Annotated in this window: 19 protein-coding genes and 1 riboswitch; of the genes, 8 read left to right on the top strand and 11 right to left on the bottom strand. The window is 57.1% G+C overall.

What is annotated here, in order from left to right; genetic code table 11:
* Position 1: 1 nt before the first annotated feature.
* The gene (locus ACR0IO_RS05620; protein WP_480739999.1) at positions 2-703 is read right to left on the bottom strand and encodes a glutathione S-transferase family protein; all 702 of its coding nucleotides are present in this window, start codon (positions 701-703) and stop codon (positions 2-4) included.
* Between the two features lie 168 nt (positions 704-871).
* Here ACR0IO_RS05620 and rpiA point away from each other — a divergent pair, with 168 nt between their 5' ends.
* The 6 genes from rpiA (at position 872) to ACR0IO_RS05650 (ending at position 7,155) form a co-directional block, all read left to right on the top strand.
* On the top strand, positions 872-1,657 hold the full coding sequence (rpiA, locus tag ACR0IO_RS05625) for a ribose-5-phosphate isomerase RpiA (RefSeq protein WP_155151470.1): 786 nt from the start codon (positions 872-874) through the stop codon (positions 1,655-1,657).
* A gap of 221 nt (positions 1,658-1,878) precedes the next feature.
* Complete coding sequence (gene gor, locus ACR0IO_RS05630; protein WP_480740001.1) at positions 1,879-3,237, top strand: glutathione-disulfide reductase; 1,359 nt, start codon at positions 1,879-1,881, stop codon at positions 3,235-3,237.
* A 72-nt stretch (positions 3,238-3,309) separates the two neighbouring features.
* Entirely contained in the window at positions 3,310-4,452 is a 1,143-nt protein-coding gene (gene hflK, locus ACR0IO_RS05635) for an FtsH protease activity modulator HflK (protein ID WP_480740003.1), read from the top strand.
* On the top strand, positions 4,452-5,330 hold the full coding sequence (hflC, locus tag ACR0IO_RS05640; protein ID WP_155151458.1) for a protease modulator HflC: 879 nt from the start codon (positions 4,452-4,454) through the stop codon (positions 5,328-5,330). The genes hflK and hflC overlap by 1 nt, the downstream gene beginning before the upstream one ends.
* Positions 5,330-5,524, top strand: a complete 195-nt coding sequence (locus tag ACR0IO_RS05645) for a DUF2065 domain-containing protein (RefSeq protein WP_155151456.1) — start codon at positions 5,330-5,332, stop codon at positions 5,522-5,524. Before hflC ends, ACR0IO_RS05645 begins: the two co-directional genes overlap by 1 nt.
* 188 nt (positions 5,525-5,712) lie before the next feature.
* The gene (locus ACR0IO_RS05650; protein ID WP_155151913.1) at positions 5,713-7,155 is read left to right on the top strand and encodes a Do family serine endopeptidase; all 1,443 of its coding nucleotides are present in this window, start codon (positions 5,713-5,715) and stop codon (positions 7,153-7,155) included.
* Between the two features lie 231 nt (positions 7,156-7,386).
* On the opposite strand, the gene ACR0IO_RS05655 is transcribed toward ACR0IO_RS05650, so the two are convergent.
* The 5 genes from ACR0IO_RS05655 to ACR0IO_RS05675 all read right to left on the bottom strand — a co-directional run bounded on the left by ACR0IO_RS05655 (position 7,387) and on the right by ACR0IO_RS05675 (position 11,662).
* Positions 7,387-8,055: a Crp/Fnr family transcriptional regulator gene (locus ACR0IO_RS05655; RefSeq protein WP_480740005.1), complete on the bottom strand. Its 669-nt coding sequence runs from the start codon at positions 8,053-8,055 to the stop codon at positions 7,387-7,389.
* A 150-nt stretch (positions 8,056-8,205) separates the two neighbouring features.
* A complete protein-coding gene (locus tag ACR0IO_RS05660) occupies positions 8,206-8,820 on the bottom strand; it encodes an inner membrane-spanning protein YciB (RefSeq protein ID WP_480740007.1) in 615 nt (204 codons plus the stop codon).
* Positions 8,821-8,836: 16 nt separating this feature from the next.
* On the bottom strand, positions 8,837-9,739 hold the full coding sequence (locus ACR0IO_RS05665; RefSeq protein ID WP_209016433.1) for an EamA family transporter: 903 nt from the start codon (positions 9,737-9,739) through the stop codon (positions 8,837-8,839).
* 77 nt (positions 9,740-9,816) lie between these two features.
* A complete protein-coding gene (gene ftsY / locus ACR0IO_RS05670) occupies positions 9,817-10,965 on the bottom strand; it encodes a signal recognition particle-docking protein FtsY (RefSeq protein ID WP_480740008.1) in 1,149 nt (382 codons plus the stop codon).
* 58 nt (positions 10,966-11,023) lie between these two features.
* Positions 11,024-11,662 (bottom strand): lysoplasmalogenase, encoded by a 639-nt coding sequence (locus ACR0IO_RS05675; RefSeq protein ID WP_480740010.1) that lies wholly within the window; start codon positions 11,660-11,662, stop codon positions 11,024-11,026.
* Between the two features lie 154 nt (positions 11,663-11,816).
* On the opposite strand from ACR0IO_RS05675, the gene ACR0IO_RS05680 reads away from it, so the two are divergent.
* Positions 11,817-12,212, top strand: a complete 396-nt coding sequence (locus ACR0IO_RS05680) for a hypothetical protein (protein ID WP_480740012.1) — start codon at positions 11,817-11,819, stop codon at positions 12,210-12,212.
* Positions 12,213-12,284: 72 nt separating this feature from the next.
* Here ACR0IO_RS05680 and xseA read toward each other — a convergent pair whose 3' ends face one another.
* Positions 12,285-13,769 (bottom strand): exodeoxyribonuclease VII large subunit, encoded by a 1,485-nt coding sequence (gene xseA / locus ACR0IO_RS05685; protein WP_480740015.1) that lies wholly within the window; start codon positions 13,767-13,769, stop codon positions 12,285-12,287.
* A gap of 77 nt (positions 13,770-13,846) precedes the next feature.
* Here xseA and purD point away from each other — a divergent pair, with 77 nt between their 5' ends.
* Complete coding sequence (purD, locus tag ACR0IO_RS05690; RefSeq protein WP_480740017.1) at positions 13,847-15,109, top strand: phosphoribosylamine--glycine ligase; 1,263 nt, start codon at positions 13,847-13,849, stop codon at positions 15,107-15,109.
* Between the two features lie 84 nt (positions 15,110-15,193).
* Here purD and ACR0IO_RS05695 read toward each other — a convergent pair whose 3' ends face one another.
* The 4 genes from ACR0IO_RS05695 to ACR0IO_RS05710 form a co-directional block, all read right to left on the bottom strand.
* Positions 15,194-15,991 carry an FG-GAP repeat domain-containing protein gene (locus ACR0IO_RS05695; protein WP_480740019.1) on the bottom strand — a complete coding sequence of 266 codons (798 nt, stop codon included), beginning with the start codon at positions 15,989-15,991 and terminating at the stop codon, positions 15,194-15,196.
* A complete protein-coding gene (locus ACR0IO_RS05700) occupies positions 15,991-16,314 on the bottom strand; it encodes a 2Fe-2S iron-sulfur cluster-binding protein (RefSeq protein ID WP_155151432.1) in 324 nt (107 codons plus the stop codon). Before ACR0IO_RS05700 ends, ACR0IO_RS05695 begins: the two co-directional genes overlap by 1 nt.
* A gap of 383 nt (positions 16,315-16,697) precedes the next feature.
* Positions 16,698-17,282, bottom strand: a complete 585-nt coding sequence (locus ACR0IO_RS05705; protein WP_170335118.1) for a carboxymuconolactone decarboxylase family protein — start codon at positions 17,280-17,282, stop codon at positions 16,698-16,700.
* Positions 17,283-17,434: 152 nt separating this feature from the next.
* Positions 17,435-18,124, bottom strand: a complete 690-nt coding sequence (locus ACR0IO_RS05710) for a glutathione S-transferase N-terminal domain-containing protein (RefSeq protein WP_480740021.1) — start codon at positions 18,122-18,124, stop codon at positions 17,435-17,437.
* A 122-nt stretch (positions 18,125-18,246) separates the two neighbouring features.
* A riboswitch (SAM riboswitch) is annotated at positions 18,247-18,324 on the top strand.
* Positions 18,325-18,334 lie beyond the last annotated feature (10 nt).

Below are 18,334 nucleotides of genomic sequence, written 5' to 3' on the forward strand. Positions count from 1 at the left end.
GTCAGGTAGCTGAGCCTTCTGGAGGGTTGGCGTAAGTCGGAGACGTAAAGGGCGTGACGCCCAGTCCTTCGGCGGCAATAGCCGCGCGGGTTGCAGGTCGGGTTTCCATCTGCATCAGGATTTTTTGCAGATAAGGTGTGTCAGCCAGTTGATACCAGCTGCGGTCGATCTTGGCAGGGTAAAGCGCCATCCAGCGCATCATGCAGGCCAGATAGTAGCTCAGAACAGAGGGTTGATCACCGCGCAGCCAGTCGGGGGCATTTTGCGCCTCAGCATCCAGCAGTTTCAGATGTTGTCGCAGCCTGGGCTGGATGCCTGCGCGCAAAGTGCCGGCCTCTGCCGGATCGATGTACTTTTCCGCATAGAATAGGATGCGCAAATCGGCATGCAGCGTGTTTGATGCAAAAAACAACCATTTGAGAAAGGCAGCCCGGTCGGGATCATTCGGGTCAGGTGCCATCTGGCCATGTTGGTCGGAGAGCCACAGCAATATGGCCGCAGTTTCGAAAATTGGGCCCTGAGGCGTTTCGAGTACCGGTATCAGACCATTGGGGTTGAGGGCCCTGTAAACTGCTCCATCCTGTTCGTTCCGGCGGCGGTTAACCAGCGCGGTTTCATAAGGCAGACCCATCTCTTCCAACACCAGCCGGATCACCAGCGAAGCGTTGTCGGGGGCGTAGTGGAGCAGGTACGGCTTTTCCATCATGCCTAATTATAGCAGAGCCGCGGTGCGGGAAGACTCGATTGCGACGTTTCCAATAGGAAACGCGTATTTCAGCGACATGTTTTGCGGGGGCGTGATGCGAATTGGGTCTCGCAGTTGAGCAGGGCTTTCCGTATAAGTCCGGCTAAGACTTGAGGGGAAGCTGCAATGACCGGAAAACTGTCACCCATCGACAATGCCAAGTATGTCGCTGCGCGTCGCGCAGCTGAAATGGTTCAGGACGGAATGCGCGTCGGTTTGGGAACCGGATCGACCGCCGCATGGCTGGTGCGTCGTCTGGGCGAACGCGTTCGCGACGAGGGCCTGAAGATAAAAGGTGTTCCGACCTCGACTGCCACCGCGCAACTGGCGCGCGAGGTTGGCATCGAGGTCGTCTCGCTGGATCAGGCGGGCTGGCTGGATCTGACAATTGACGGGGCAGACGAGTTCGACGGTGAGCTGAGCCTGATCAAAGGTGGTGGTGCGGCGCTGCTGCAGGAAAAAATCGTTGCCACTGCCAGTGACCAGATGGTTGTGATCGCCGACGCGGGCAAGGAGGTCGAGGCACTGGGCGCATTCCCGTTGCCGGTCGAGGTGATCCCGTTTGGCTGGCAGACCACCCGCACACTCATCGAAGAAGCGCTGGACACGATGGATGTTCTGGGTACCTCTGTCACGTTGCGGATGAATGGAGAGGCCCCCAAGATCACAGATGAGGGGAACCACATTCTGGATCTGCATCTGCAGCGCATCGGCAACCCAAGACAGTTGGCGCTGGTTTTGAATCAGGTGCCGGGAGTGGTCGAAAATGGACTGTTCATCGACATCTGTGACAAAGTTGTGATCGGTCATGGCGATGGCCGGGTCGAGCTGCGCGACATCAATGAAGGCACCGTTGAGGTCGACGAACTGGGCGATGACGGCGAGAACCTGTTTTCAGATCTTGCGGATTGAGGCTGGGTGATCTGGCTGCCATGCGACAGAAGCGGCGTCGGGCGACACATGCCCGATGCGACGGTATAGACAAGAGCAGCATTGGTTTCAGATGAAAGTCGCAAATTCTGTGCAGGTGTCGATAAAGTATTCGTTTTTTCCGAGTTTATAGGGTTGGAAGATTTCTGTTTCAGGCCCAGATAGTCAGGAAATTTCGGTCAGGCTGAATAAAGGAACTCAACATGAGCTTTGACTATGATCTGTTCGTCATCGGCGGAGGCTCGGGCGGGGTCCGGGCGGCGCGTGTGGCTGCCGGTGAAAACGGCGCCAAAGTGGCGCTCGCCGAAGAGGATCGTTATGGCGGGACCTGCGTTATCCGGGGCTGCGTTCCGAAAAAGCTGATGGTTTTCGCCAGCGAATACGCAGACATGGTCGAGGATGCGCAGGCCTATGGCTGGGATATCAAACCCGGCGCGTTCAATTGGGATATCTTCCGCGGCAAGCTTTATGCTGAGCTGGACCGGCTGGAGGGGATCTATCGCAATATCCTCAAGAACAACGGTGTTGAGACATTCGACCAGCGCGCGCGACTCGTGGATCCGCATACGGTGGAACTGGCTGACGGGACGCGCAAGAGCGCGAAACATATCCTGGTCGCGACGGGTGGACGACCGGTTGTGCCTGAGTTCCCGGGATCTGAACTGGCCATTACTTCGAACGAGATCTTCCATCTGGACAAACTGCCAGAGACGATGCTGATCGTCGGTGGCGGCTATATCGCTTGCGAGTTTGCCGGGATCATGAATGGCATGGGCGTCAAGACGACCCAGTTCTATCGTGGTGCGCAAATCCTGCGCGGTTTCGACGACGAGGCGCGGGGCCTTATCTGCGAAGAGATGTGTCAGAATGGCGTTGATGTTCATCTGGGCACTAATGTGCTTGAGATGAAGAAACAGGGCGACAAAATCTGGGTAAAAGCCACGAATGGCTCAGAACAGCTGTTTGATGTGGTGATGTATGCCACAGGCCGTGCACCCAATGCTGACGACCTTGGACTCGAAGGGCTTGGTGTCGAGCGCGGACGGAAGGGCGAAATCGTGGTGGACGAATACAGTCAGACTGCTGTGCCTTCGATCTATGCGATTGGCGACGTCACCGACCGTGTAAACCTGACGCCGGTGGCGATCCGCGAAGGGATGGCGTTTGTCGAAACTGTTTTCAAAGGCAATCCGACACCGGTGGACCATGAACTGATCCCGACAGCGATTTTCACGCAGCCCGAAATGGGCACCGTGGGCCTGAGCGAGGAAGAAGCGGCCGAGCAGGAACCGATCGAAGTCTATGCGACTTCGTTCAAGCCGATGCAGAAATCGTTTGCCGGTGGCACGCAGCGCGTGTTGATGAAACTGATCATCAGCCAGGCTACAAGGAAGGTATTGGGATGCCATATTGTGGCACCGGGTGCGGGAGAAATGATCCAGTTGGCCGGAATCGCAGTAAAAATGGGTGCAACCAAAGAAGATTTCGACCGTACGGTTGCGGTTCATCCCGTGATGGCCGAAGAACTGGTTACAATGCGGCAACCTGTACGCACCGCTTGATTTGCAAGCGCGCGTACACAGGTTACAAGGGAAACCGTGATCACACGGGCCAAAACGAAGGAATTGAAACACATGGCGGGCAACAGCGGTGGCCCCTGGGGGGGCGGAGGCTCTTCCGGCGGCGGAGGAAACAGGGGTAACAACGGAGATGGGCGTCGCCCACCCGAAGGCGATGGCCCGCAGATTCCCGAAATCGATGAACTGATGAAAAAGGGTCAGGAGCAACTGCGCGTCCTTATGGGCGGTCGCGGAGGCTCGGGCCAGGGCGGTGGCCAGGGCTCTGGCGGCGGCGGGCCTGCGTTTACCAAAGGCACGGTCGCAATTGGCCTGCTGGTAGCGGCTGGTCTTTGGGCCGCAGCAAGCTTCTATACCGTGAAACCCGAAGAACAGTCGGTCGAGCTGTTTCTGGGCGAGTTTTCTTCAGTCGGTAATCCTGGTCTGAACTTTGCCCCTTGGCCTGTTGTCACTGCAGAAGTCATCCCGGTAACACGCGAACAGACCGAAGATATGGGTGGCACGCGCGGTAGCGATGATGGCCTTATGCTGACTGGCGACGAAAATGTTGTCGATATTGATTATCAGGTTGTCTGGAACATCAACGATCCGGCCAAGTTCCTGTTCAACCTACGTGACCCACGCCAAACAATCCGCGCGGTTTCTGAATCGGCCATGCGTGAGATCATTGCGCAAAGCGAACTGGCACCGATCCTGAACCGGGATCGCGGTGTGATTGCGGACCGGCTGCAGGAACTGATCCAGTCTACGATGGACAGCTATGATTCCGGCATCAACATCGTCCGCGTCAACTTTGACAAAGCCGACCCGCCTCAGGACGTGATTGCTGCGTTCCGCGACGTTCAGGCCGCCGCGCAGGAGCGTGACCGCGAACAGAATATCGCGGATGCCTATGCCAACCAGGCGCTTGCGCAGGCACGTGGTGAAGCTGCGCAGGTATTGGAAGAGGCCGAGGCGTACCGCGCCCAGCAGATCAATAGCGCACAAGGTGAAGCCAGCCGCTTCAGCGCGGTTTTGGAAGAATACTCCAAGGCCCCCGACGTGACCCGCAAACGTCTGTATCTGGAGCGGATGGAGCAGGTTCTGGGTGATGTCGACAAGATCATTCTGGACGAAAACTCGACCGGTTCGGGGCAGGGCGTCGTGCCGTATCTGCCACTGAACGAATTGCGCCGCAATCAGGCCGGGGAGAGCAACTGATGCGTAAGTCACCTATTATTCTCATTCTGGTCGTGATCCTTGGCGTTGTTGGCCTGTCCTCGATCTTTATCGTAGACGAACGTGAACGCGCGCTGGTGCTGCAATTTGGTCGTGTCGTTGCGGTCAAAGAAGAGCCCGGTCTGGCGTTCAAGATTCCTTTGATTCAAGAAGTCGTGCGCTATGACGACCGTATCCTGTCCATCGACGTTCAGCCGCTGGAGGTTACGCCTCTGGATGATCGTCGTCTGGTGGTCGATGCTTTTGCCCGCTACCGCATCTCGGACCTGAATCAGTTCCGTCAGGCGGTTGGTGTCGGTGGCATTCCTGTGGCTGAGGACCGTCTTGATCGTATCCTGCGCGCTGAAACTCGTGAAGTTCTGGGTTCGGTCTCGTCGCGTGACATCCTCAGTTCGGACCGTGCGGCCCTGATGCTGCGGATCCGCAACAGCGCGATTGCCGAAGCGCGCGCGCTGGGTGTCAACGTGATCGACGTGCGCCTGAAGGCAACCGATCTGCCGCAGGCCAACCTCGAGGCAACCTTCGACAGGATGAAGGCCGAGCGGGAACGCGAAGCAACTGACGAACGCGCCCGTGGTAAGGAAGCCGCGCAGCGCATCCGCGCGCAGGCCGACCGGACCGTGGTTGAACTGGTCTCGGATGCCAACCGCGAAGCCGAGATCATTCGCGGTGAGGCTGATGCTGAACGCAACGCGATCTTTGCCGAAGCCTATGGTGCGGATCCTGAGTTCTTTGAATTCTACCGTTCGCTAAGCGCCTATGAAAACGCGCTGCAGGGTGGCAACAGCTCGATGATTCTGAGCCCGGATTCGGAATTCTTTAACTACCTGAAATCGCCTACCGGGCAGGCGACCCAGTAATGGGTATGGTTCTGCTGGCCTTAGGGCTGGTGTTGATTGTCGAGGGGCTGGCCTATGCGCTGGCCCCTTCGCTTATTGAGCGTATGTTGGAAGTTTTACGCACGCTGCCGGAATCCGCGCGACGACTTGCAGGCCTGCTATGTGTCGTGAGTGGGTTCATTCTGCTTTGGGGTGCTTATCAGCTGGGGTTTTGATCGATTGATTTCACTTGCCGGTGAATTCCCCCCGATCCCGAGTTGCGGGCGAGAACAAACTGACTACATTGGATATCAAGTGCGGTTGCCCCTGCGGGGTGGCTGGATAATGCATATCGACAAGGAGACCCCAGGTGCAGGCAAAAGCACGCAGTATTTCCCTCCGGCGGGATGAGGTTTTTATTAAGATGCGGCTGATGTGGCTGTTGTTTGCCGGAATGCTTCTGGTACTGGCGCAGACTGCGGCGGCACAGGCGCGGGGTGAGAGCCTTGCGCCATTGGCGGAAAAGATCAGCCCGGCGGTGGTCAACATTACGACCTCGACGCTGATCGAAGGTCAGACGGGACCACAGGGGATCGTGCCCGAAGGCTCTCCGTTCGAAGATTTTTTTCGCGAGTTTCAAGACCGCAACGGAGAAGATGAGAATCGTCCGCGTCGTAGCAATGCCCTTGGTTCAGGTTTCGTGATCTCCGAAGATGGATACATCGTTACGAACAACCACGTCATTGCCGAAGCGGATGAAATCCTGGTCGAGTTTTTCCCCGGCGATGGTCAGCCCGTAAAGGAACTGCCTGCCAAAGTGATCGGGACAGATGAAAAGACCGATATTGCGTTGCTGAAGGTCGAAGCATCAAGTCCGCTGAAATACGTTCAGTTCGGCAACAGTGACACCGCACGTGTGGGTGACTGGGTTATTGCGATGGGCAACCCATTGGGGCAGGGGTTCTCAGTCTCTGCGGGGATTGTCTCGGCACGTAATCGTGCCCTGAGCGGGTCGTATGACGACTACATCCAGACTGACGCTGCGATCAACCGAGGTAACTCGGGTGGCCCGCTGTTCAATATGGATGGTGAAGTTATCGGTGTGAACACGGCGATTCTGTCTCCTAACGGTGGCTCGATCGGGATCGGATTCTCGATGGCGTCCAACGTAGTTGTCAAAGTGGTGGACCAACTGCGCGAATTTGGCGAAACCCGTCGCGGTTGGCTGGGTGTTCGTATTCAGGATGTGACAGAAGACATGGCCGAGGCGATGGGGCTGGATGAACCCGGTGGCGCACTGATCAGCGATGTACCGGAAGGCCCTGCCAAAGAAGCCGGACTGCTGGCGGGTGATGTTATTCTCAGCTTTGACGGCGTCGAGGTGAAGGATACACGTGGCCTTGTACGGCAGGTTGGTGAGACCACCGTTGGCAAGTCTGTACGTGTCGTCGTGCACCGTGATGGTGGTACGCAGACCGTTCTAGTGACGCTCGGCCGCCGCGAAGATGCGGAACGGGCTGAGAATGGTGAGGACGAGGAAGAATCTGATGCACCGGCAGAAGAAAACACGGATGTGCTTGGTCTGACGATTTCGCCTCTGACAGATACATTGCGCGAGGATCTGAGCCTGGATGCCGAGGCAGAGGGCCTGGTTGTCACCGATGTGGATGAAGCGTCTGAGGCATATGCCAAAGGCCTGCGTGCCGGTGACCTGATCACCGAAGCGGGTCAGCAAAAGGTGACTTCGATCGACGACCTTGATGCGCGTATGGAAGAGGCGCGTGAGGCGGGGCGCAAGTCATTGCTGCTGCTTGTGCGTCGCGGTGGTGACCCGCGCTTTGTCGCGCTGAGCCTTCAACAGGAATAGGCTGGGTTGCCTGAGAAATACCAAGGCCGGGGCATCGCCCCGGCCTTTTTTTGATTCTGCGCTGCCGAAAATAAAAGAGCCATATGCCGGGGAGGCATATGGCTCTGGTACAGGGAGAGGCCAGTGGACAGATATCGGGGATGATACGCTGGCCCCCTACGGTAACCATTGTCAAACTAGTCTAAGCTGGAGGCACTGTATGTGAAGCGGATCACACCGATTCAGATATGGTTAGATGAGGTCAGATTCAGCCAGTTGCCGTAGCGCGTCGAAGTCCTGAATGACCAGGCCGCCGCGCGATGCCTCGACCACATTGCTGCGTCTCCAGTTCGAGATCGTCTTGGACACGGCTTCGCGTGTGGCCCCGACGAACTCGGCCAGTTCGCTTTGCGACAGGGTAATGCGTTCGCTTGGAGAATCCTGCTGACTGGCCAGATGCAGCAGTTTGCGGGCCAGACGGATCGGCATCGGCAGGAACACTTGCTCGTTCAGCTGTGCACCCATCCACCGCATACGCAGACCGGCCAGCCGGATCATATCGACAGCCAGATCGGGCTGTTTGCGAATTTGGTTCATAACATCATCGCGTCTGACCCTCAGGACACGCGATGGAACGGCCGCTGTAATAGTCGCTGTGCGAGGGCCATTGTCGAATAAGGCGATCTCACCAAACACCTCACCCGGTCGCATCAGACTAAGCGCGAGTTTACGGCCGCTCATGGCCAAAAATGAAACTTCGAGCATGCCTTCGATCAGGGCGTAAAGTGCATCGCCTTCATCCCCTTGCTCAAAAAGCAGTTGTCCCTGATCCAGGGTGATATCGGAGGCTTGGGCTGCGAGCATTTCGCGCAGACCATCGGAAGCTTCAGAAAGAAATCCGCTATTCGGAAAGGCCGTCATTGGTGGCACGGTTCTCTGGTTGTGAGTGGTGGGTGGGCACCAGCCTCACACAGCTTTCGCGCCAAGCCAAGGAGTTTATTCGGCTTTTTGACGTTTCGATCCCGTAAATACTAAGTTTTTCACAGAAAGTTTCTTATTGAGAGGCTGCAGTCATTTTTTCTGCGGGCGATCGGCTTCTTCCATGTAGCTCTGCAACATGCTGATCTGGAGCATCAGGAAAACCATTAATGCGATTGGAAAGCCGAAGGTTTCGATTTTAACCCAGAGATCTGTCGAAAGTGTGCGCCAGACCACTTCATTTGCAACGGCCAGTACGGCGAAACAGGCGCACAGGCGACGGGTCAGGATCATCCAGCCCTCATCGCGCATGGGCAGCACCTCATCCAACACATAGGCAAGGTAGGATTTCCCCTGCAATAGCCCAATGCCCATGATGAGGGAGAAGAAGCCATAAACCAGCGTGGTCTTCATTTTGAAGAAACGCTCGTCATTGAACCACGCGGTCAGACCTCCGAAGAAGATGACCATGAACGCGGTGAAAATCTGCATCCGGCTGAGCTTGCCGGTCAGGAACCAAAGTATTCCCATCGCCGCCAGCATCAGAGGAACGAATATGATGGTCGCGACGATAAAGCCGGAATACTCGGTACCGCCGATCAGAAAGCTGTCATCCCGCAGGCGCAGGTAGATGAAGAAGAAGGCCAGCGGTGGCCCCAGCTCCAGTACCTGTTTGAGAAACGGGTTGATCTCTTTCTTGCCAGTCATGATTCCGTCCTGCTGTTTATCCGCCCATTTCAACTATTACGGCGCCCAATGCAATCAATGCCATGAGCGCGATGCGCCGTGGTCCCACTGTTTCCTTGAGTGCAAGCCAACCAATCAAGGCCGCAAACACAGTGGATGTCTCACGTAACACCGCCGCTTCACCCACCTTGTCGAGCCGTGTCGCCAGCATAATCGCTCCGAATGACATGGGGGCGATGATCCCGCCTACAAGCCCCCGCAACATCAAAGGACCGATAGCAGGGCGATTGATCATGGCGCGCCATCTGAGGAAGGCATAGATCGGCATTGTTGCCCCGTCGATCATGAAGAACCATGCCAGAAAGGTGAACGGATCGGCAGTGGCGCGGATTCCGTATGCGTCATAGGTGGTGTAAAGCGCCACAAACAGACCGGTTGCGAGGGCCAGCGCGAGCGCAATCCCAAGTGTTTCGCGATTGGTTTCGAGAAAACGGAAGTTATAGGCTGCCAGTCCGAAGATTCCTGACAGCAGGACCGCCACCCCGAGCCATTGAATGCCCGAGAAGATCTCTCCAAACAGCAAATAGGCTCCGATGACGGTAAACAAGGGGCCAGTGCCGCGAACGACGGGGTAGACCACAGTGTATGAACCCTTGGTGTAGGCCATAGCCTGAAGGGTTTTGTAGAAGATGTGGATCAGCCAGACGGTCGCAAAAATAGGCCACATGTAGGGCTCGGGCCATGGGACCACAAAAAAGGCGAAGGGTGCGGCCATCAAACAATATGATGCGTCGATTGCACCACGCGAAAGCCACGGATCGTGCCGCCCCTTTTGCAGCGCACCGAACACCGCGTGCAGAAAGGCAGCCATAAGGGCAAGGCCAAGGGCCAGTCTGTGGCCTGCCTCAGTCCCCTCAAGTGAAATGAGCCATTCGCTCACAATATGGCCTTTCGCAGGAAAGAGAGAGCGAGGCGATGTGCCTCTGCACCCTTCGAAATATCAATGATGCTGAGAATTTAGCGTGTTTCGAGACCTGTCAGCGCAGCGGCGAATTCTTCGGGATCAAACGGGGCAAGATCATCGATCTGTTCACCAACGCCAATAGCATGGATCGGCAGGCCGAATTTATCCGCCAGCGCGACAAGAACACCACCTTTGGCCGTTCCGTCCAGTTTGGTCATCACCAGTCCCGACACATCGGCGAGATTGCGGAAGGTTTCGACCTGACTCAGCGCGTTCTGACCAGTTGTCGCGTCCAGAACCAGCAACGTGTTGTGAGGCGCAGTTTCATCCTTTTTGCGGATGACGCGGACGATCTTGGCCAGTTCCTCCATCAGATCGGCCCGGTTTTGCAGGCGGCCTGCAGTGTCGATCATCAGCAGGTCAGCCCCTTCTTCCTGCGCTTTGGTCAGCGCATCAAAGGCCAGCGACGCTGGGTCAGACCCTTCTGGTGCCGTCAGAACGGGAACACCGGCGCGATCGCCCCAGACCTGCAATTGTTCGACAGCCGCGGCACGGAAGGTATCGCCAGCCGCGATTACGACCTTCTTGCCAGCCGATTTGAACTGGCTGGCGAGTTTGCCGATGGTTGTGGTCTTACCAGACCCGTTGACGCCGACGACCAAAACAACCTGTGGGCGCTTGGGATAGATGGGCAATGGCTTTGCCACCGGATCCATCACGCGGGCCACTTCCTGAGCCAGCAGCTGTTTGATCTCTTCGGTCGAGAGTTTACGGCCATAACGCCCCTCGGCCATGTTGGCGGTGACGCGCAAGGCTGTGTCCACGCCCATGTCCGATGCAATCAGCAACTCCTCAAGCTGTTCCAGCATGTCATCGTCCAGCGTACGACGGACCACGGGACGATCATCGCGGTTGAACAGGCGGCCTAAAATACCTTTGGACTGGGTTGCCTCGGGTACTTCCGGGGGAGGAGGAGCAGGTGTCGGGTCAACCGGCTGAGGCGAGGGCGTCTCGACCGGTTGCGGCGCGGGGGCTGGTTCGGGTACTTCCGGAACGGGTTGTGGTTCCGGCTCGGGCTCCGGAATTATTGGATCGGGCGTTGGGGATTCCTCGCCGCCATCTTCCACAATGGCCTCCAGCCCCTGTTCGAGGCGGGATGAAGATTTAAAAAGCCGGTCCTTGAGCTTGGAAAAAAACGCCATTCTGGGTCTCCGCAGGTGTTACCCTCACCTAATGCGGATTTACGCCAGTTGCAAAGGGTCACGAGAAGGCAAAGTAAAAGCCTGCTTGCGCCCCCCAATAGAGCGGCCACACCAGATAGGGTGTCAGCTTCAGGGCCGGGTGATCTTTGGGCAGTAGAAATTTCTCGGTCGCGAGGATCAGATCTGAGGCGATGAAGGCCAGGGCGGCGGGCAGTGCCCATCGCAAAGCACCGGATTCAGGCAGAGCCAGTACTGTCACGCCCATCCCCAGTATGATCGGGATATAGGCCAGAACCGGGATTTTCAGATCCCCGGCACGCGGTGTCAGCAAGGTGGCCATGATGATGCCAAGGATGATCAGCGACCAGAAAATCGCAGGGTGGTCGAAAATCAACTCTGCATTGCTGGCCGGGTGGGTCAAAAACAGGGCGATATAGGCCAGATGGCCTGCTGCAAACGCTCCGATACCTGCCATGAACGTATCATCGGTTTCTCGCGACAGCAGGGCGTCACCAATCGCACAAAGCGCCAACGCAAGGATTAGCAACCATGGGGCCGCGTACAGCAGGGCAAGAAGCGCGAGCACCGCAACAGATGCGGTTTTTAGCAAGGTTCGCAAACTGCTGGCAGGTTGCACGGTCATCGGCAGGTAGGCCAGTGCGCATAGAGCCGCGACCAATATCAGGATCATTGTCATGTCTTGCCCCCGGAACGTGTCTTTCTTGGGTTTATCTCTCAGTGTCGCCCCGAAGACAAAAATTACTCAATAGTGACGTGGAGTTACCTTGATAAACCTGAAGATCGGTAAAGGGTGAATGGCACATGCGGATCGCTTCTGACAGTATGCGGACATGCTTAAGCGTTTCGTGATTCTTCTGACTTTTTCCGCGCAGGCAGTCTCTGCGCAAGCGCCACTGTCCGGGGCCGAGTTCGATGCCTATACGCAGGGAAAAACCCTGTTTTATGGGTTCGATGGCGTGACCTATGGGGTGGAGCGTTATTTGCCAAACCGCAGGGTGATCTGGTCATTTCTGGACGGCGACTGCAAGGAAGGGGTCTGGTACGAGCGCGAGGAACAGATTTGCTTTGTTTATGAAGACCGGCTGGACCCGCAATGCTGGGTGTTTACCAAGTCGAGAGGCGGCCTGATTGCCCAGTTCGAAGGCGATCCGAATGCGACAGAGCTGTACGAAGCCGATGACATAGGCGAAGAGATGATCTGCTATGGGCCCGACGTCGGCGTCTGAGCGATAACATCGGGTGGTATGTGACAGATCAGGGCCATGAAAGGTGTATCTGGCCCGGATCGTCGGCAAACATCAAAATAAGGAACCCTGATCAGGAGCGTCTGGTTTGGCCTTCTTGATAGGGGATTTTGTTGCCCCGCCAGTTTTGAGACGACCATCGGCAAACTCGATTTCTAGTACCGCATGTTTCGATGCCTGAGACTTGGTCGTGACGACATCACCCTCGGCCCGTACGACCGCATATCCTCGGTCCAGCGTTGCCTTGTAGCTGAGCGTTTCCCGCAGGCGGTCTGTCGCGTCGAGTTGCTGGCGCAACCGATCCAGCCGCGTTGCCTGTGCCGTATTCAAGCTCTCTGTCAGCCGGTTCAGAGAGTCTCGCCGGGTCTCAAGCTCTCGCTGGATCGGGCGCAATGAGAGACGGGAAGACAGGTTATGCCAGCGGTCGCGGCGCGTTTCGACCAATCCGCGTAGGGTCGAAGGGCGCAGGTGTGCTGATGTATCCAGTAGTTTGACGCGGCGGTTCTGTACTCCGCGTATCAAGGCATTCGGTAAACGCTCCGAAACCTGATCAAGCCGTTGCCGGGGCGTATCCAGCAGCGTTTCTGCCCTTGGCAGTGCGCGCGACAAGTCCCGCAGGCGCTGTGACCGGCGCTGAACGGCATCGGTTGCCGCGCGGGACAGGCGCGCGCCCTGTTCACCGGTCCACGCCAGCAATTCCATGCGGACAGGAACCGCCAGTTCCGCCGCTGCGGTTGGGGTAGGCGCGCGGCGGTCGGAGACAAAGTCGATCAGCGTCGTATCCGTCTCATGCCCCACAGCCGAAATGAGCGGGATTTCTGAGGCGGCTGTCGCCCGGGCCACGACTTCTTCGTTGAAACCCCATAGGTCTTCGATTGAACCGCCGCCACGGGCAACGATGATCAGATCAGGACGGGGCAGGGCGCCCCCGGGTGTGAGTTTGTTGAACCCCTCGATGGCTCGCGCAACTTCGGGGGCACAGTTCGCACCTTGAACAGCGACCGGCCAGATCAGAACTTTGCGCGGAAACCGGTCCCGCAGGCGATGCAGGATGTCGCGGATCACCGCGCCCGAGGGTGAAGTTACCACACCGATGATCTGAGGCAGATATGGCAGTTGTTTCTTACGCTCGGGCGCGAACAGGCCTTCGGCCTCCAGCTGTTTCTTGCGTTTTTCCAGCAGAGCCATCAGCGCGCCCTGTCCGGCGACGGCAACCTCGTCGACGTTGAGGTTGTATTTCGACTGTGCGCCAAAGGCGGTGAGGCGACCGGTGACGACAACCTCAAGCCCCTCTTCGGGAACAACTGACAGTCCGGCAATCTGGCCTTTCCATGTGGTGCAGGCCAGAACGCTGCGGTCATCTTTGACGTCGTAGTACAGATGCCCGGACCGGGCTTTGAACACGCGACCGACCTCGCCGCGTACACGGATTCGCCCAAACGATCCTTCGAGGGTCTTTTTCACTTCGCCCGAGATTTCCGAGACGGTATATTCAGGGGTGTTTTGACCCGGAACGGGGTCATCAAGCAGGTCGGACATTTCAGCGCCTTGTTTCGTCAGCCCACCCAGCTTAGAACGCCGCGCAGGCGAGGCCAAGCAGATCGGAGACGACCCCAATGAATATCCTCATTCTCGGCAGCGGTGGACGCGAGCACAGTCTAGCTTGGGCGGTGATGCAGAACCCCAAATGTGACCGTCTGATCGTGGCGCCGGGAAATGCCGGAATAGCTCAGATCGCAGATTGCGCGGCACTGGATATCGAAAACGGCGGAGCGGTCGTCAGCTTTGCCGAAGAAAATGCGATTGATTTCGTGATCGTCGGCCCCGAGGCCCCGCTGGCAGCAGGTGTCGCCGACCGGTTGCGCGAAGCGGGTGTGCTGGTTTTTGGCCCCTCGGCCGAAGCGGCACGGCTGGAGGCCTCGAAAAGTTTCACCAAGGAAATTTGTGATGCATCAGGTGCCCCGACTGCGGCTTATGCGCGCTTCACCGAAGCGGAGCCCGCAAAGGCCTATATTCGCGAGCAGGGCGCGCCGATTGTGGTCAAGGCGGATGGCCTTGCCGCCGGCAAAGGCGTGATCGTCGCGATGGATGAACAAACCGCGCTGGACGCCATTGATGACATGTTTGGCGGTGCCTTTGGCGGCGCGGGAGCCGAGGTTGTCATCGAAGAATTCATGGAGGGTGAAGAGGCCTCACTGTTCGTTTTGTGCGACGGCGAGGATATTCTGTCCATCGGCACCGCACAGGACCATAAGCGCGTTGGAGAAGGCGACACCGGTTTGAACACTGGTGGAATGGGGGCCTATTCCCCTGCGCCTGTTCTGAGCGCTGAGATCGAAGCCAAAGCCATGGATCAGATCGTGCGTCCGACCATCGCAGAAATGAAACGTCGTGGAACGCCGTTTCAAGGCGTCCTTTACGCAGGGCTGATGATCAAAGACGGACAGCCGAAACTGGTAGAATACAACGTCCGCTTTGGGGATCCGGAATGCCAGGTCCTGATGATGCGTCTGGGGGCGCAAGTAATGGACCTGATGCAGGCTGCTGCGGAAGGTCGTCTGAGTGAGACACAGGTGAATTGGGCAGACGACCATGCCATGACGATCGTGGTGGCGGCAAAGGGATACCCGGGCTCATACGAAAAAGGGACCGTTATCAACGGTCTGGATGCAATGCCTGAAGACAGCAGCAACATGGTGTTCCACGCCGGAACGAAATCTGCCGAGGGCCAGATTCTGGCCTCTGGCGGGCGCGTTCTGAACGTTACAGCGCGTGGAGACACCCTGCAGGAAGCGCGGGATCGGGCTTATGCGATGGTCGATGGGATCGACTGGCCACAAGGGTTCTTCCGTCGCGATATCGGGTGGCGAGCTCTCTGATCCGAGCGCTCCCGCGCCCTGACCCTGCATCAAAGATGCAAGATCAAAGGCCTTGGGCTTAGCAACCCGCAATTGCGGGTTGCTTCAGCGCCCTGACGAACAGTTCAGGACCTGCTTCATGGCCGAGGATGAAAATGGCGCGAGGGTTCTCTGCACCCAATCCTTGTCGAAACGAACTCCGATGATGTTGCGCCAGTCGGAATCGACAACGACAAGCTCTGGCCCCGCATCACAGTTTCGCAAACCACCGGTGATGAAGTTTTCGCCAATGCGGTGATTGGTGAGACCTGTCAGGGAAGTGACCTCATGGAGATCACCGTTAGCGTAGCGCCAGATACGAAGGGTTTTGGCCAGGTGCGGGCGGTCTATATAGGCAATCTCAACATGACCATCCCCGTCCAAGTCGGCGGCCCCGATCGGAGCAAGCCAGCGGAACCGGGTGCCGATATGGGGGGTGGCGGCGATCTTATTCCCGTATGAGTCATAGACTGCAAGTTGTGCGCCAGTGTGGACGCTGGATTCGACGACGATAACCTCAGCTAAGCCATCAAAGTTCACATCAGCGATGCGCGGTTCGAGGTCTTCGAAGACGCGATCAAGCGGCAATTTTATGGTTATAACCGAGCGTTTGTAGACTGGCTGGATCAAGAGCCCTTGTGGTGCTGAATTTGTCACCGTGATTTCAAGCGCGCCATACTCGATGTCGTCGCCTAGAACCGCGTGCGCATAGCGTGTAGTTGGCTCCATAAAACGGGCTGAGGTTATGGTGTCAGCGGCGGTGGCGAAGCTCGCCCCCGCCAGACACAGATAAAACACCAATAAAGCGCCGCGGACCTGCCGTAGCCTCAGGTGTACGGGCAGGCGCGGCACTTTGGAATGCATCAGATCTGCTTTTCAGGCATCTGTACGACGAGGCCGTCCAGCGCGTCAGTGACCTTGATCTGGCAGGTCAGGCGCGAGCGGGCCGGGTCGGGCTCATAGGCAAAGTCGAGCATGTCCTCTTCCATGTCATCCTTGGCCGGGATTTTCTCGACCCAGTCCGGGTGGATGTAAACATGGCAGGTCGAGCACGCGCAGGCGCCGCCGCAGTCGGCCTCGATGCCGGGGATGTTATTGTCACGGGCACCTTCCATAACGGTCAGGCCGTTGGCGACGTCGACTGTATGTTCGGTACCGCCATGCTCGACATAGGTGATCTTTGCCATTGCGTGCGTCTTCCTCTTTCGCTTGTCGCATTCTTCCTTAGTGAAGGCATTTAGGTCTTTCCAGCCTCATTTGCGACTCGGCATGCCGCGAGTGGACTTTATTGATGTATATTTGCCTTTGTTCTTATGCTGATCGCTGGTTTCACGCGGTATAACGCATGACATATCGGGCCGTGCGGATCTGCTGACCAACCAGTTTGTTTCTATTTGAAGTACGCGTAACGCCGTCGCACAGAGATCTTTGAATGGCCTATGAATACTACGGGTCAGATGCAACAGGCGCAGTTAGTACCCCATGTGGTCGCGGAAGAGATTGGGAATATCTCAGACAGGCTGGACCTTCTGGTACAAAGGGGTGTGGCGCGAACACCGATCTGTAGCAACTAATCCAGTCGCAACGGTCCCCCGCCCGACGTCAGATTTTCCATGTCCTGCTCGCAGGGAACCCGCGTGGCCTCTACGTATCGGATCAGCAGGTTGAACCATGACACCAGCAAGATGATCTCGCTGGTTTGCTCACGGCCGAAATGCGCGAGCAGCGCGCGCAGCGTTTCATCCCTGGTTCTCAGGTTTTCGGTGATTTCCTCGGCCGCAGCGCATACGAGGTTGCCTATCTCATCAAGCCCATCGACCTTCCCGTCCACATGCAGGGCGTCGATTTCAACCTTGCTCATTCCAAGCTGCCTCGCAAAGCCGAGGTTATGGCGGTATTCGTAATAAAGGCCGTATTTGATGGCGATACGCAGATACATGTATTCGCGCAGCGTTGGGTCGATGGTTCCCTGATTGAAAAGCGCGTTAATCAGATCGGTGATATGTTCGAAACACTGGGGAACATTCGCGAACATTCTCAGATTGTTCAGCGGTGGCAGTTTTTCCAGCCGCTGCAGCACTTCCGAAGGAAGGTCCGCGTCTTTTGGGAGCGGAACCGAGACGCTGTCGATTCTGGGTTCAATAGGGCCGGTCATCTGGTGCTCCTGACGGTAAAGCGCTGAGGTCAGGCACATTTTAACGCAGATCAGCAAAGATCAGGCAACATTGGTGAGACATCGCCGTGTTCCGGCAACCCATACAGTCCCCTGATGCGGGCCTGCTGAGAGGTCGTAACGTACGAGATGATCTATCGCTTGAACAAAACCCCTTGCGCCTGTTTGTCCCGATGATCGCCGCGCAGATCGGCGTGGAGTGCACGGCCGGCCTGCACTCCGGGGCGGGCGCTTACTGTTTCCAGCCAGCGGGTGAAATGCGGTTTGTCCTCTAGCACCTGTTGCTGGCCCTCCCAAAGGCTGGCCCAGCCCCAGATCGACATGTCGGCAATCGAATAGAAATCTCCGGCGACATATTCGTTTTCGGCCAGTCGGCGATCCAGCACCCCATAGAGTCGGGCAACCTCGGAACGGTAGCGGTCTTTGGGGTAGGGCAGGTCCTGTGGCGGATCCAGCTGAGGTGCGTATTTCAGAAAATGATGTGCCTGACCGGCCATCGGGCCGACGCCGCCCATCTGCCACATCAGCCATTCCTCGACCGCGATGCGGTCGCGTTCGGTCTTGCCGTAAAAACGCCCTGTCTTGCGGGCGAGATACATCAGAATTGCGCCGCTTTCGAACACCGAAATCGGTGCCCCGTCAGGGCCATCCGGATCAACAATGGCGGGCATTCGGTTGTTTGGTGCGATTTTAAGAAAGTCGGGGTCGAACTGATCGCCCTTGCCGATGTTGATCAGATGCGTGGTGTAGGCAAGCTCCATCTCTTCCAATGCGATGGATACTTTCCAGCCATTCGGCGTGGGCCAGAAATACAGATCGATCATAGTGCCTCCTCAGATTGAAAGGATCATGCGGTTTTCTCTGCAATCGGCAAGGGGGAGTTACGAAAGCGTGACAGGGTTGCGGCCGGGCTTGACTGCTAAGGACGCCCGGCGTATTTGCGTCGCAGAAGCTTCGTGGCGATTTGTTACCGGATTGCGGGCCACGCTAAACAACACCGCTAAAAGGTCAGGATGAAAGACCCCTTTCGCTTG

This window comes from Ruegeria sp. CE12 (assembly GCF_056537525.1).